Raw genomic sequence first — 15,170 nt, 5'->3', positions numbered from 1 at the left:
CATGAAAGAGAAAATTGTTGCAATAGCAATAATTGCGGTGGTAGCGATAGCAACATTTGCAATTCTATTTGTGCCTTCAAAAATTGAGGCATTTTCAGGAAAAATAAAGAGATTTAATTCATATGAAGAGATGGTTTCCTTTATAAAAAATAATGCTAAGGGAGGAGAGACTCAGTTGATTACTTTTGATGCTGAGGGGATTACTCTTGATGCTCAGTTGAAAGCGGAAAAAGATTTTTCAACTACAAATGTTCAAGTAGAAGGAGTAGATGAGGCGGATATTGTTAAAACAGATGGAGAATTTATATATAAAGTTACTACAAAAAATGAAGGTGAGGAGGTTTTCATTATAAAAGCGGACGAGTTAAAAATTTTATCTTCCATCAAGGTTGATTATAGCATACAGGGAATTTTTATCAACTGGGATAAACTAGGAATAATTGGCTCTTATAGATGGTACCCTATACTCAGGGCGGAGGAAGATAAAGGATATTACTCTCCAAAAACAGTTTTGCAAGTATATAATATATCAGATAAAGAAAGCCCATCATTATATTTTAATTACAGTGTCAGCGGTTTTTATTCCAACTCAAGGATGATTAATGAAACAATTTATATTATCTCAAATCAGCCAATATATTACTATTATGAAGAAATTCCTCTCCCAAGAATAGAAAAAAATGAAAGAGTGAATGAAATTCCTCCAGAAGAGATAGAATATGTTGATGCTCCTCAAAACTATTACGCTTATACAATTATCTCCGCAATCAATATATCTAGCGGAAAAAGCAGTGAGAAAACTTTTATGCTGGGTGATTCAAGCACAATTTATGTTTCTCATTCAAACATTTATCTTGTGACAACAAATTACTGGTATATATGGGTAGAAGGCGTTAAGCCATCGCAAGAAACTACAATATATAGATTTAAAATAGATGGAGAAGATATAAAGCTGGAAGCAAGTGGAAGTGTAGTAGGGCATATCCTGAATCAATTTTCAATGGACGAGCATAATGGCTACTTAAGAGTAGTAACCACAAAGCGGGCGGAATGGTGGAATGGAAGCGTTTCGGAATCAAAAAATAACGTATATGTGTTGGATAAAGAGCTAAAAATTGTTGGCTCTCTTGAGGGGCTGGCGGAGGGGGAGCAGGTTTATTCCGCGAGATTTATGGGCAATATTCTTTACCTTGTAACATTCCGCCAGATTGATCCGCTCTTTGTTATAGATTTGAGCAATCCCTTCATGCCAGTTGAGCCGGGAAATTTGAAGGTTACAGGTGCTTCCGAATATTTACATATTTACGATGAAGGGCATTTAATAGGAGTTGGTTTTGAAGCGGATGAGGAAGGAAGGAGAATAGGGCTAAAAGTTGCTCTATTTGATGTTTCGAATTTCTCCTCTCCAAAAGAGTTATCGAAATATGTAATAAAGGAAGCATTTTCTGAAGCATCTTGGGATCATCATGCTTTTCTTTTAAGTAAATCAAAAAATATGCTTGTTATTCCTGTAGAAATATGGAATGAATTCAGGGGAGTTTATGTTTTTAATATTTCAGCTGAAGAAGGAATTTCCTACAGAGGAAGAATATCTCATGAGCAAATTAAAGAAAAAACATACACATATAACTATACCTATAATGAAAGCGATATTCATTACCACTATTTATCCGCCAAGAAAGGAGATTATATTAAAATAAATCTGAAATGCGAAAGGGATAAAAATTGGGTAATAGATAAATATGACAAAAATGTGGTGGAATTAATCGAAAAAAATTATGAAGCCAATGGAGGAGAGGAGATTTACACCTATTTATTCAGAATAAAGGATAATGGTTATGCATACATTGAAATTGATTTGATTTCTGGAGATGAAAAATACGATGAGTTCGTGGTGGATATTTATTCAGGCTTTGATTACAATTACAAGATTACTCGCTCTTTATATATCGATGATGTGCTATATACAATTTCCAATTCAATGATAAAATCAAATAGGATAAGTGATTTGCACGAAATAGGGGCAATAGATTTACTGTAACTTATCTTTTATTCTTTTTCACCAAATATAGTGTGGGTTTCTATGGCATACCATCTTGTTACATCCCTGAATTCTCCCCAGAATTTCTGAAAAGCATCAAAGCTTTTTGCTTCCATGAGCATAAAGCCATTGTATGATGTTCCCCATGCGTGAGCATATTCTCCTATCAATTTAACATCTTTTTTTATTGATTTTTTGAATTTCTCCCATTCCTCTTTTGCTTTCTTAACCTCTGCCTTACTCATAGGAGTTTTCAGCTTATACAATATAACTATTCCTATCATTTTTCACCAACCTTAAACCTAAATATTTTTATAAAATTTTCTTTTTATTTTTATCCAAGTGGAAAATTTCGCTTCCTAAATATGTTTTCTTTGTTTCCTTTTCCAGAAAATCTCCTTGTTTTTTATTACTCCATAATAAGGAAGGGAGCAATTCTTCTTTTTTCAAAATTTTTTAGCAAGAGTTATCTCAAATACATCTTTTTAGAGTAGAAAAAGAACCTGTTTTTCCTCAAGCATTTTCCTAATGAATCTATTCTTCAAATTCAATTTTTTTAACTACTTCCTGAGCCTTTTCCTTCACTTCTTCAGTTATGTTTCTTCCATGAGCATCTATTGTAACTATGAGGGGACCGAAGTTTTCAACTTCAAACACCCATAAAGCTTCTGGCATACCAAGCTCTTCAAGCCAGAAAACATTTTTAACTTTTTTAATTGCATTTGCAGCTAAAACCGCAGCTCCTCCAGTAAAAGATGCATAAATAGCTTTGAATTCCTTGCACGCATCGCTTGTCTTTTTACCCATTCCTCCCTTCCCTATTATTATCCTTGTTCCAAATCTTTTTATAAAGTCATATTCAAATAATTCCATCCTCCTGCTTGTTGTTGGGCCCGCTGCGATGGCGACCCAGGATGAAGCTTCTTTTTTCACAATTGGCCCGCAGTGATAAATTGCAACCTTTGAGAAATCAATCGGCAATTTTTCTTTTTTATCAAACATCTCTATTGCTTTCTTATGTGCCTCATCCCTTGCGGTCACAACTGTTCCGCTTACATAAATAACATCTCCCGCTCTTATCTTCAAAATATCTTCTTCGCCAACAGGCAGATTTAATCTATATTCCATATTCTCCCCTCCTTATCAATTTTAATACTTTTCCTTCTATTTGCCCAGCATTGAAGGGCTATAGCAACAGGAAGAGATGCAGGGTGACGATGAGCAACTTCAACATGTACATCAAGCACTGTTGTCTTTCCTCCTAGCCCCATTGCTCCTATACCAGTTGAATTTATTGCTTCCAGAAGCTCTTCCTCGATTTTTGCAATTTCCTTGTCTCTATTCTTTTCACCTATTTTCCTTATAAGTGCCTTCTTTGCCAAATCCATGGCCACATTCGCACTTCCTCCAATGCCCACCCCAACAGTAGTTGGCGGGCACGGGTCGCCGCCGAGCGAAGCAACCCATTCAAGCACAAATTTCTTTACTCCTTTAATTCCCACTCCAGGAGGAAGCATTTTTACAATAGAAGCATTTTCTGAACCCCCTCCTTTTGGCATTGCAGTAATAAAGCAATCGTCACCCTTAAAAATTTCCCAATGAATTGGAGGGACAAAATTTCCTGTGTTATCTCCGCTATTTTTTCCTTTTAATGAGTCAACCGCATTTGGACGCAATGGTATATTTTTTGTTGCTCTTCTCACTCCTTCAATAATTGCTTCCTCAATTATATCTATATATGGAAAATTTGTTCCAACTCTTACAAAAAAAGTTTGTGTTCCAGTATCTTGGCAAATTGGTTTCTTTTGCTTTCTTGCGAGATCAACATTTTCTAAAATTGCTTTAAGCTGTGCTTTTCCAATTTCATCCTCTTTTTCCATTGCTTTTATCAATGCCTTCTCCACATCTGATGGCAGATCAATTACTGCGGAAGAAATTAAATCCGCAATGGCATTCGCTATTTTATCTTTCATGCTGTTATGTATATTTTATTTAAAAATTTACCCATCCATAGATATAAAAGCTTCATAAAATCATAATATTAACCTGCTTTGTTGCATAATTAACCGATTTCTAGTCTTTCATTTAATCTATGTTTTTATTTTTAGATTTTCTTACGGGTCTGCCCATAGCGTCCTATTAGTTATATCATACTGTATCAAGGCATTATAGAAAAAATACTTTAATTCCACTTCATGAAACATGTTTTCTAGTTTTGTAGCACGTACATATTCTCCAGATTTACGTTTGATTCAGAAAACGCTTTCAGTATACCATCTCTTACCATAATCATATTTATCACGCCACCTTTCATAACCTAGTTTACGGAAATCACATGCGTACTTTTTTCTGTTTTTTAGTTTTAAATGTAGGACCTGCATTTCTTCTGATTTTTATTCCTGCCCTAATACGATGCTTGTTAAGTTTTGAAAATTTTCGTTGGAATCGTATGCACTATCTGCGTTTGCCTGTACAATCTTGCCTCCTTTTGCCTCTACATTTTCTATAGATTGATTTACTAAATTTTCAAATTCTTCGTTATCATGTCTTTTCATCATTGACCGCAATACCCACTACCTGTTTTCTTTTATCCACCTCTGCGAACTTTCCATTTATGTCGCATCTACTCACCTCTTTGTTACCTTTACACCAGTAAGGCGAGTGATATCACAACTTCTTTTTCTTCATATTGGGTTAAGGTGTTTCTTATTTGGAGCTCTCCTATTTACTCTTCTGCATATCGTAGAATAGTCTGGCACCCTAAAACTCACTAACTTGGATAGCCCCCTTAAAAATCCTTCCAGACCCCTATAATCTATACCCAGTAAGGTATGGAGATATGCCAAAAATATTATTAGAGAGCCCGGATAATGAAGTGCACCAACCTTGTTTTTGTTTAATTTTTCTAACTTTTTGTTCCAGAGTTAATAAAATCTAGAGAAATATACGCTTCTCCATGAGCCATAAGTTTTTCGTTATATACCCAATCTCTTTTATCGATGTATTTTTATCCATCTTTGTCTTTTCATAACCCATCCCAAGAGTAAATAGGTTTAGGCTATTTTAATATTTATGCAACAAAGCAATGACACCGCTAAATTTTTATATAAGGAATATTTATGTTTCCTATGATTATAACTCTTGAAGATCTGGCGATGGCAATAGCTTATCGCACAGATACTGACTATGAATCCGCTTTAAAGGATGCAAATTTTGTCATGGATTTGTTTGGCTTTGAAGACAGAATAATTGATAATATTTTGGAGCCAGAAGATAGACAACTCTTCTATATTCTAGAGGAAGAGGGTATGCTTCTAACTGAAAGGGAGGAAACAACTATTTATGATGGAAGGAGCTGGCGCACCCATTATTGGTGCCTTAATAAAGAAGCTATATTAAAATACAAGGAGAAGAGGGAAAAGAAAAAAGAAGAGAAGGTGGAGGAAGATTACGAAGATATTTATTCAGAGATACCAGAAGAGCTTTGGTTTAGTAGATAAAACTATATGTTAAGCAATTCTTTTATTATTTCCCTAAAACCATCAAAACCGACCGGGCGAGCTATTACCCCTTTTGCTCCCGCTTTTTCTAGTTCTTTTGCCCATTGTGTGCCAAAATAAGCGGTGAATCCATAAACATTTGCTTCAGGGTCAATTTTTAATATTCTTCTTGTTGCTTCAACTCCATCTATACCAGGCAATTTCAAATCCATTATTACTATATCCGGCTTTTTTTTCTTTTCAAAAAGCTCCCGGTATTTTTCTACTCCTTCTTCACCACTAAATGCTTGATAAATTTCCAACTTCAATGGAGAGAGATACTCCTTTATTAACTCCTGAATCGGCTCTTCATCTTCTATAACTAACATTCTTGTCATCTCTCATCAGAATTAAAATTTATATTTAAAACTATCCCTTTAATTCAGCAGTCCATATATAATCTATAATCTACAGGTGTAACTTCTAACATATATTCATTCCATTCCATTCTTTTTCTCTCCACTATGGTTTTAGATGCTTCTCCAATTGCATTTCTTATAACTTCATCTTTCTCAAACTCCTCCACCGCTTCAATAAGTGTTGATGGAAGCTTTTTTATTTTTCTTCTCTTAATTTCTTCTTCATCCATTTCATATATGTTTTCTTCCACAGGCTCGAATTCGATTTTATTCCTTATTCCATCTATCCCCGCATATATAACCGCTGAGAAAAATAGATAAGGATTCGCAGAAGGATCACCATTTCTTATCTCTATATCTACTTCTTTTTTTGCAGGTATCCTTATTAAGCTACTCCTATTATGTCTCGCCCACGCCACATAAACAGGCGCCTCAAAATTTGGAACAAGCCTCTTATATGAATTTGAGGTTGGATTTGATAAAAGAGATATTCCTCTTGCATGACTTAAAACACCTCCAATAAAAAATCTTGCAATTTTGCTCAATCCATATTCATCATTTCTATCATAGAAAACATTTTTTCCATTTTTATACAATGAAATATGAATATGCATCCCGCTCCCTGCATCATCAGAAAATGGCTTTGGCATAAAAGTAATTTTAATTCCATGCCTTTTTGCAATTTCTCTAGCTATATATTTAAAATAGATACAGAAATCAGCAGAGGAAATTGCATCCATTTCACCAATTTCAATTTCATGTTGATTTGATCCAGTTTCATGGTGATGATATTTAATATTGTAGCCACTCTGAGCTAAAATCTCAGATAGACATTTCCTGAAATTTTTCATTTCATCAAATGGAGGAGGAGCAAAATATCCACCCTTTTTTGGCATATCATGTACTTCTCTAATAACATAAAACTCTATTTCTGGAGATATCTTTACTTCATAATCTTTTAATTCTTTTACCGCACTTTTGAGAATTCTTCTTGAATCAAAAGGAGAAGGGTTAAGATTGGCATCGTATATATCGGCCATAATCTTTGCTTCATCATTTTCATGCGGTAGAATAGAAAAAGTTTCTTTATCTGGGATCAATATCATATCTGATTTTTCAATACTGCTGATGCCAACAGATGAACCATCAAAATTTATACCGCTTTTAAATATATCCTCACTAAAGAATTTGCTTGAAGGAAGATGCAATACTCTTAGCCTTCCCATCAAGTCAACAAAATGGATCTGGACCCATTTTATATTATTCTTTTTTATTTTCTCCGATATGCTTTCCATCTCGATATATACTACTCCAAATATAAATCTTTTATGAAAAATTCAACTCCAAACCTTAACTCCTTCCTTTGCAACCGAAACAACAAATGCATCGCAATCCCTGCTTCTCATCTCCTTAACAATTTTTTCTGGCTCATCACTTATTGCTATTACGCTCCCTCCTCCCCCAGCTCCTGTAAGTTTTGCACCATATGCTCCCGCCTTCCTGGTAATATCTATTAGCTTTTCGATTTCCCTTGAACTAGCTCCAATCGTGTGAAGAATTTTCTGATTTTTATTCATTATTTCGCCGAGCCCAACGTAATCATTTTTTTCGAGGGCTTTTTTGCCTTCAATAACTATATCCTCCATTTCTTCCAGCAATTCCTTTGCAAAAGATGATTGTTTTACAAATTTCTCAACTTTTTTTACAACCAATGGTGTTTTTGATTTAGCTCCAGTATTGCCAATAACAAATTTCATCGGTGGCAATTCTACAGAGTGTATGTACCATTCCTTCCCATCCTTTTCTATTGACCATAAAAAATTATCCCCCCTTTTATTTGATACAAAAATAGCCCCGCCTTTTGCACAAACTGATGTATCATTTGGACTAGCTATTTTCTGAACATCATACTCCACTTCAAAACTTTTTCTAGCAACCTCTGGAAGGCTAAATTTTCCATTCATTGAAAGGAGGGATGCGACGCAAGCGGTTGTTAAAGCTGCAGATGAACCAAGCCCGCTTGCAGACGGAATTTGAGAAAAAGTTGAAATTGAAACTCCTCCTCCTTCTTTCCATAATTTTTCTATAGCTTTTGATATATAAGAGTGTTTTTTTTCATTTAAGGGATCGTCATTTATTTTTGTTGAATCGCTTTTTTCAACACTGATCGCAACTTTGAGGGATATTGCAACAGATAGACATGGCTTACCATATACAACTCCATGCTCCCCGAAAAGTATTATTTTTCCTGGAGATATTGCAACCACCATTAATTTAATTATTTTTTCCTTATTTAATTTATTCGATTTTGATGCTGTGTCGGCAAATATAAGGCAAATATTTATTATATATGCATCTTTTAATCCTGTGATTTATTTAGGAAAAATACCGCTTAAATATTGTGAGGATTGCAATCTTCCCGTTCTAAAGGAGAGATGCTCCTGTGGAAGCGTGGCAAAAGAAGTAAAGATTACCCCTCCAGGGGATGTGCGCCCTTCATTTGATTTTGATAGAGAAATGATAAAGAAAAAAATAATTGAAGAATTTGGTGACTATTATCTGCCGGAAAATACAATTTTGAATGCTATTCCATCTATAGATAGGAGTGATGAGGTGATTATTGATGGGAAAGTTGCCGGAATTTTTTATTATGATATTTTCTACAAAAAATTTTATTTTCAGCCTCGTCCCTGGTATATGTCTTTGTTGGAGATAAAAAAAGGATATGTTATTGCGGATAGGGGGGCGGAAGAAGCGATATTGAAAACATCAAATTTGATGGCTCCCGGAATAGTTGAAATTGATGGAAATGTTAGAAAAGGAGATGAAGTAGTTATTTTAAATAAGGAAGGAGAGGTGATCGCAACTGGGAAAGCAAGAATGAATGCGGATGAAATGAAAAGAGGAATGGCGATAAAGGTGAGATGGAGAGGGAAAGAAGAAAAATGTGAAAGGAAAGAAGAAAATGGATGGAAAAAGATCATTGAGGAAAATGGTGATGTGATAGAAGAGACGGAAAAGAAGGCAATTTCCTTCATTGAAAAAATTGCAAATAGATATAATATTCCAAAAAGTGTTTCATTTAGCGGAGGAAAAGATAGCCTTGCAACCCTTCTTTTAGCTATGGAAGGTGGATATGATTTTCCAATGCTATTTATAGACACTGGCTTGGAGTTTGATGAAACAAAAAGACATGTGCATGAAGTTGCGGATAAATTTGGAATTAATTTAATAGAGGAAAGTGCGGGCAATATATTCTGGGAAAGCATTGATTTTTTTGGTCCTCCTGCAAGAGATTATAGGTGGTGCTGTAAAACATGCAAGCTTGGCGTCGCGGGAAGAGCTATAAGAAAAAATTTCGGTTCAAGTGTTCTTTCTTTTATAGGCCAGAGAAGATATGAATCTTTTGGAAGGGAAAAGCATGGAAGTATCTGGAAAAATCCATGGGTGCATGGGCAAATAGGTGCCTCACCCATCCAGAACTGGAGTGCAATGCATGTTTGGCTGTATCTATTCAATAAAAAGGTTAAATGGAATAAATTATATGAGGAAGGATTTAGCAGGATTGGTTGCTGGCTGTGCCCCGCTTGCGATCTTGCGGAGTTTGAGATTAAAAAGCACGAGAGATGGGATGATTTTAATGAATTCCTGATTAAATTTTCGAAGAAAAATAATTTGCCCGAGGAATGGATAAGCCTGGGATTATGGAGATGGAGGGAAAAGCCAAAATGGTTTGATAAACCCTATGAAATAAAGATGGAAAGAGAATATGTTATAGAAGGAAATGAAGAAAGGATAAAAAATTTTATGAAGATGCTGGGGGAAAAGAGAAATGAGGAAACAGTAAAGGATTTGATTTACAGGGCAATAAATTGCGTTGGATGCGGAATATGTGTTTCGAAATGTGAACAAGGAGCAATTTATTTAAAAGATGGAAAGGCATGGGTAAACGATAAATGCATTCATTGCTTAAAATGTATGGAAGAGTGTCCTGTAATTGTTTTTAGATAAAAAAGTTTTTTAGGGAAATGGATATTAAAATTAGGGCCTGTGGGGTAGCCTGGTATCCTACCAGCTTGGGGTGCTGGTGACTCGAGTTCAAATCTCGGCAGGCCCATTCAAAACTCTAAAATATTTCTTCATAATTATCATTTAGCGGGCGTGGTCTAGGGGTTATGACACGAGCTTCCCAAGCTTGTTGCCCGGGTTCAAATCCCGGCGCCCGCATTAGTATCCTTCTGAATATAATACATCTGGGTAGCGATATCTGTCAAGCCATGTGTCGCCTGGTAATATTCTTACTTTTCTTCCTTCCACTATCAACCTCTTTTTTTCGAACAGGTCTATACTTCTTGGCAATATCTGGTGCTCAACCTGTAGAATTCTTTCCGCAAGAGTATCTCTTGTATCATCTTCCTTTACTTTTACCGCTGCTTGCAATATTATTGGGCCATGGTCGGGCAATTCATCCATAAAGTGGGTTGTGCAACCCGCTATTTTAACTCCATATTCCAAAGCTTGTTTCTGGGCATCTATTCCTTTAAATGAGGGAAGCAATGAAGGATGTATATTTATTATCCTGTATTTCCATCTGTTTATGAACCAGGGTGAGAGAATTCGCATATAGCCAGCTCCAACAATCAATTCAACACCTTTTCTTTCAAATATTTTATCTATTTCCTCTTCATGCTTTCTTTTATCCTTTCCATCCACATATATTGCCTCTATTCCTTTTTTACTTGCCCTTTCCAGAGCAAATGCATTCTCATTATCGCTTATAACTACCTCAACTCTTGCATTTATTATTTTCTTTTCACAAGCATCCATTATTGCCTGTAAATTTGTTCCTCTTCCAGAAGCAAGCACTCCAACAGAGAGCATGGAAATAAAACAAACAAATTTTAAATATCTTTGTATTTTACTTCGATGAAATTTGATCTGGAATGTAGTGTGACAACAAGCAAGCCAGTAGAAAAAGAAAATTTGGCGCCATTTTTTGCTAATTTATCAATTGATGCAGAATTGAGGTGGGAAATAAAAGAAAATAAGATTTTTTTAAGAATAATTTCTGAAAAAAGGAGGAGCCATGAATGGGCTTTAAGGATAGTAAAAAAACTAGAAGAATTTCTCGGAAGAATGAAAATAGGGGTTAGAGATTTGCATCTTGAAAGATATGAGGTTGAGTTTGAATTGGATAAAGAGCCAATGAAAAGCATATCAATTCCATTTGCTGATGTTGAAATAAAAGATAAAAATGCAAAAATTGTTATCTCCGATAAAGGAGAGGAATTTCTGAGAGAAAATTATGTTGATAGGATAATAAAAAGAATAAATGAGAAAATATCCACTCAATACTATGAAGGGAAAAAGGAATACTGGAATTTAATCTGGCAGAGCAAGGAAAAGAAAATTTTTTGGGATAAAGACCCTTCTGAAGAAATGATAAGGCTGGGATGGATAAAGTTAATGGGGAAAGGAAAATGGTTCTACTTCCCGCCAGCAGCCGCAATCATGCGGGCGATGGAGAGGATTGCAATAAATGAAGTTATTGCTCCTCTTGGCTTTTCAGAAATAATTCAGCCGATGCATGTTTCCTTTGATACTTGGATAAGAACGGGCCATCTGGAAGGCATGCCAGGAGAAATTTATTATATATGTGAGCCAAAGAGCAGGGAAGCAAAAGAATGGGAGAATTTTGTTGATCTGCTTAAAATAAGGAAAGAAGTGAGCGAGGAGGAATTGATTAAAAATTTGAAACCGCCAAAAGAAGGAGTATGTTATGCCCAGTGCCCTAATATCTATGCATCTCTTGCTGGAAAGACAATTGCAGAAGATAGCTTACCATTGCTAATATTTGATCGCTCTACCCCATCTGATAGATATGAAGCGGGTGGGAAACATGGAATTGAGAGAGTTGATGAATTTCACAGGATAGAAATTGTATATATTGGAACAAAAGAACAGCTTATTGAAGTTAGAGAAAAATTGATGGCTAGGTATAGGCATGTATTTGATGAAATTCTTGACTTAGAATGGAGGATGGCAAAAGTAACCCCCTTCTATCTCCAGCAGGCGGGCTTAGTCGCGAGCGAAGAAGATGAAATAAAAGGAACAATAGATTTCGAGGCATATCTTCCTTACAGAGGAGATAGAAGCGAGGAATGGCTGGAGATACAGAATATTTCAATAGTAGGGGATAAATATGTAAAGGCATTCAATATAAAAGCTCAAAAAAGCGATTTATGGAGCGGTTGTTCTGGAATTGGGTTAGAAAGATGGACGGTTGCATTTCTTGCTCAAAAAGGAATTTACCCAGAGAACTGGCCAGAAAGATTTAGAAAATATCTTCCAAATCTGTCAGAAATGCCAAAGTTTCTTTAGAGTTTAACTAAAATTTAAAAAAATTAAATTTTTATTTAAAAAATTATTTTATTTTTCCCTTTCTATATCTTTCAATGCTTGAAATCAAGAAGGATATCAAGGGCAAAATAGATAATATATTGAGAAGTTATTTGCCAGATAAAATATCAAATGCTTCAGAAAAGGCAATTTATGAGCCATCCAGCATGTATAACATGTCTAAAGAAAAAGCGGATGAATATAGATTTAATGCAATAAAATATGTTTTTAAACATCATTATGAAAATAATAAATTTTATAGAAATCTTTGCAAGGAAAGAAGTATAACGCCTGATGATATAAAAAGCATTGAAGATTTTAATAAGATTCCTCTGATCACACATAAATTTTTCAAAGATTATCCAAGTGGCAGGGAATTTGCAATATGGCTGGCAAATTTAATGTCTGTGGAAGTGCCAAAAGTGATTATAAAAGGAAGAGATCCATCCTATGATGATGTTATAGAAGCTTTCCAGCAAGCGGGGATTACAGTTTGTTATAGCAGTGGAACAACAGGAAAATTCACATTTATACCAAGAGATGAAAAAACTTATAAGATGGGGCAATATGCAATAGCAAGATGTGCGGTTGAGATGTTGAGCGAGTGGTATGAATATGATAACAGCGCTTATCTGCTCTTTCCAAACCCAAAGAAAACAAATATTTATGTTGGGAAGGTAACAAATGTTTTATTTGATTTAATTAAAGATGTGAGGGTTGCAATAGATAGGAAGATAACAACCCAGTTACTTCGCATTTCAATGGGGATTTCATTTACTTTCAAGGAAAAAATGATGAGCAAAATGGCCAGGCATGCAACCAAGAAAATGAACGAAAAAATGATAGAAAATATAATTTCCTGGGCGGAAGAAAAAAATGAAAATAGGGAAAGAGTTGGTTTTGTTGGTGCTCCATTTATTCTGCATATGGTGATGGAAAGGATGATGGAGGAAGGCAAAAGGTTTGATTTTGGCGATAATGGGGCGGTGCTTACTGGGGGAGGGTGGAAGATATATGAGGACAAGAGGATGCCGGTGAAGGATTTCAGGGAGAGGGTTAACAGGCTTTTTGGTATTCCTCAGAAAAATTGCTTGGATTTGTATGGAATGGTTGAGGCAAATGCTTTCATGGTTCATTGTCCTGAAGGGCATTATTTGCATATCCCAAATACCTATTTCCATCCTTTAGTGGTTGATGAGAATGGGGAGGAGGTTTCATATGGCGAAGAAGGAAGGTTTGCATTTCTTGATGGTATTGCATTAAGCTATCCAGGCTTTATAGTGACAGGTGATAAGGTTAGATTGCATGAAAGATGCCCCGCTTGTGATAGAGCAACTCCTGTGCTCCAGCCTGAGATAGAAAGGATAAAAGGAGAGGAGATAAGGGGTTGTGCGGAAGAAATGAGAAAATTGATGCTTGAGTAATATGATATCTTGGATAGAAAAAGGATATATAATGCCATGGAGGATGTTTAGAAATGTAGTCAGGACTATGCCCGCTTTATTATTAACCATGGCAAAACATCCTCGCCTTGTAATTCAGCAACATATGGGAGAAAAGGTTGAATGGTTTAAAAATAAGCCAAATTATGGAATACCAGAATATAGGGAAGGTATGAAATTTTGCAAATCAAATGAAAGATATCTCCGCCCAACTCATTTATGCAATTGCCGTGCAAAAGAGATAATTGCGATGGCAAACGAGCTAGGAGCTTTTAAAAAAAGTGAATGGGAATATGCGGAAAGCGTCTTCAACTTTGTAAAGAGAAATATCAAGCTTGCATTTGTGCCCATGACTGATGTGGTGGAAACACTTAAAAACGGCTGTGGAACATGTGTCCATCAGCTTTCCCTTTTCGCTGCCCTCTGCAGGGCGGGCGGGCTGAAAGCAAGATATCATCTCTACACTCTTGCCTTAATAGAGCCGATGTATAAAGCGATGGTTGAAGTTTCACCTATAGTAAAGGGATGGTATGATGCTTTTGGAACATTTATGCTTCATGGAACCGCACAGGTTATGATAGATGGCGAGTGGGTTGTTGCGGACCCAACATTTTGTCCTGAGGATGAAGCTGCAATGGGAATTCCTCTCGCAAAGCTTGGAGACGAGCCAACAGGGATATGGAATTATCCAGTAAAAGATACAGAAGTATTTTTAGAAGGTCTTCCTTATGGAGTAGGAGTAGGTTGGGATTTCTTTGTAAAGATTCTAGGCCCGAAGGAGGCGCAGAAAGTAAATGAAAGCCTGGAGAGGGAGAGGAAAAGAGGGGAGAAGATCTTAAAGGAAATGGGGGAGGAAAATTATGACAGGATGGTAAGAGAAAAATATAAGGCAAAGATACCAAAAATAACTCTTGAAAAGTGTTCAAATATTGTATTCAAATGAAATTTTTATGTGATGAAATGCTGGGAAAGCTTGCAAAATGGCTCCGCATAATTGGGTATGATGTTTTATATTTAAAAAATATGGAAGATGAGAAAATAATTGAAAATGCGATGAAGGAAGGGAGAATTTTGCTTACAAGAGATAAAAAACTTGCAGAAAAATACAAAAATTCCCTATATATAGAGGAAAAAGATATAGATAGCCAAATAAAAAGAGTGGTTGAGGCATTTAAAATAAGCATGGAAGAAGAAAATTTCCTTTCGAGATGTACAATTTGCAATGTTGAAATAGAGAAAATAGAAAAGGAAAAGGTGAAAGGAAAAGTCCCAGAAAATGTTTTTGAAAATATGAGCGAATTCTGGATTTGCAAAAATTGCGGGAGAATATACTGGGCGGGCACACATTGGAAGAATATGAAGGAAAAAATAGATAAAATAGTTAGTTAAT

Annotated in this window: 15 protein-coding genes, 2 tRNA genes and 1 pseudogene; 9 read left to right on the top strand and 9 right to left on the bottom strand. The window is 35.6% G+C overall.

Annotation, left to right across the window (positions count from 1 at the left end; translation table 11 throughout):
- The first annotated feature begins 1 nt into the window (after position 1).
- Positions 2–2,041, top strand: a complete 2,040-nt coding sequence (locus H5T44_01295; protein ID MBC7080877.1) for a beta-propeller domain-containing protein — start codon at positions 2–4, stop codon at positions 2,039–2,041.
- A gap of 8 nt (positions 2,042–2,049) precedes the next feature.
- Here H5T44_01295 and H5T44_01290 read toward each other — a convergent pair whose 3' ends face one another.
- The 5 genes and pseudogenes from H5T44_01290 to H5T44_01270 all read right to left on the bottom strand — a co-directional run bounded on the left by H5T44_01290 (position 2,050) and on the right by H5T44_01270 (position 4,950).
- Positions 2,050–2,325, bottom strand: coding sequence for a hypothetical protein (locus tag H5T44_01290; GenBank protein MBC7080876.1), 276 nt, complete (start codon positions 2,323–2,325; stop codon positions 2,050–2,052).
- A gap of 250 nt (positions 2,326–2,575) precedes the next feature.
- Positions 2,576–3,169, bottom strand: a complete 594-nt coding sequence (locus tag H5T44_01285) for a fumarate hydratase C-terminal domain-containing protein (GenBank protein ID MBC7080875.1) — start codon at positions 3,167–3,169, stop codon at positions 2,576–2,578.
- Complete coding sequence (locus H5T44_01280) at positions 3,154–4,014, bottom strand: fumarate hydratase (GenBank protein ID MBC7080874.1); 861 nt, start codon at positions 4,012–4,014, stop codon at positions 3,154–3,156. The genes H5T44_01285 and H5T44_01280 overlap by 16 nt, the downstream gene beginning before the upstream one ends.
- Positions 4,015–4,434: 420 nt before the next feature.
- Entirely contained in the window at positions 4,435–4,599 is a 165-nt protein-coding gene (locus tag H5T44_01275) for a hypothetical protein (protein MBC7080873.1), read from the bottom strand.
- Positions 4,600–4,725: 126 nt separating this feature from the next.
- Positions 4,726–4,950, bottom strand: a pseudogene (locus H5T44_01270) (transposase).
- 219 nt (positions 4,951–5,169) lie between these two features.
- Between H5T44_01270 and H5T44_01265 the strand changes: the two are divergent.
- Positions 5,170–5,541, top strand: coding sequence for a hypothetical protein (locus tag H5T44_01265; protein MBC7080872.1), 372 nt, complete (start codon positions 5,170–5,172; stop codon positions 5,539–5,541).
- Positions 5,542–5,543: 2 nt separating this feature from the next.
- Here the strand turns inward: H5T44_01265 and H5T44_01260 are convergent, their stop codons facing one another.
- Genes H5T44_01260 through mvk form a run of 3 tightly spaced genes read right to left on the bottom strand, consistent with a single transcriptional unit; the run spans position 5,544 to position 8,209 of the window.
- Positions 5,544–5,909 (bottom strand): response regulator, encoded by a 366-nt coding sequence (locus H5T44_01260; protein ID MBC7080871.1) that lies wholly within the window; start codon positions 5,907–5,909, stop codon positions 5,544–5,546.
- A gap of 53 nt (positions 5,910–5,962) precedes the next feature.
- Positions 5,963–7,234, bottom strand: a complete 1,272-nt coding sequence (locus tag H5T44_01255; GenBank protein ID MBC7080870.1) for a glutamine synthetase — start codon at positions 7,232–7,234, stop codon at positions 5,963–5,965.
- 42 nt (positions 7,235–7,276) lie between these two features.
- Positions 7,277–8,209, bottom strand: coding sequence for a mevalonate kinase (gene mvk / locus H5T44_01250; GenBank protein MBC7080869.1), 933 nt, complete (start codon positions 8,207–8,209; stop codon positions 7,277–7,279).
- Between the two features lie 97 nt (positions 8,210–8,306).
- On the opposite strand from mvk, the gene H5T44_01245 reads away from it, so the two are divergent.
- The 3 genes from H5T44_01245 (at position 8,307) to H5T44_01235 (ending at position 10,166) form a co-directional block, all read left to right on the top strand.
- Positions 8,307–9,950, top strand: coding sequence for a phosphoadenosine phosphosulfate reductase family protein (locus H5T44_01245; protein MBC7080868.1), 1,644 nt, complete (start codon positions 8,307–8,309; stop codon positions 9,948–9,950).
- Between the two features lie 33 nt (positions 9,951–9,983).
- Positions 9,984–10,056, top strand: a tRNA-Pro gene (locus tag H5T44_01240).
- A 38-nt stretch (positions 10,057–10,094) separates the two neighbouring features.
- A tRNA-Gly gene (locus tag H5T44_01235) sits at positions 10,095–10,166 on the top strand.
- Here H5T44_01235 and H5T44_01230 read toward each other — a convergent pair.
- Positions 10,167–10,820, bottom strand: coding sequence for a phosphoribosylglycinamide formyltransferase (locus H5T44_01230; GenBank protein ID MBC7080867.1), 654 nt, complete (start codon positions 10,818–10,820; stop codon positions 10,167–10,169). It lies immediately after the preceding tRNA gene.
- Positions 10,821–10,865: 45 nt separating this feature from the next.
- On the opposite strand from H5T44_01230, the gene H5T44_01225 reads away from it, so the two are divergent.
- The 4 genes from H5T44_01225 to H5T44_01210 all read left to right on the top strand — a co-directional run bounded on the left by H5T44_01225 (position 10,866) and on the right by H5T44_01210 (position 15,169).
- The gene (locus H5T44_01225) at positions 10,866–12,320 is read left to right on the top strand and encodes a serine--tRNA ligase (GenBank protein ID MBC7080866.1); all 1,455 of its coding nucleotides are present in this window, start codon (positions 10,866–10,868) and stop codon (positions 12,318–12,320) included.
- A gap of 74 nt (positions 12,321–12,394) precedes the next feature.
- Positions 12,395–13,762: a hypothetical protein gene (locus H5T44_01220; protein ID MBC7080865.1), complete on the top strand. Its 1,368-nt coding sequence runs from the start codon at positions 12,395–12,397 to the stop codon at positions 13,760–13,762.
- Between the two features lies 1 nt (position 13,763).
- Entirely contained in the window at positions 13,764–14,723 is a 960-nt protein-coding gene (locus H5T44_01215; protein MBC7080864.1) for a transglutaminase family protein, read from the top strand.
- A gap of 17 nt (positions 14,724–14,740) precedes the next feature.
- Positions 14,741–15,169: a Mut7-C RNAse domain-containing protein gene (locus tag H5T44_01210; protein ID MBC7080863.1), complete on the top strand. Its 429-nt coding sequence runs from the start codon at positions 14,741–14,743 to the stop codon at positions 15,167–15,169.
- Position 15,170: the final 1 nt, after the last annotated feature.

It is taken from the genome of Thermoplasmatales archaeon (genome assembly GCA_014361195.1).
Taxonomy (GTDB): Archaea; Thermoplasmatota; E2; order UBA202; family JdFR-43; genus JACIWB01.
Note: the sequence above shows the minus strand (reverse complement) of the source record. Positions and strands in the feature narration are given on the sequence as shown.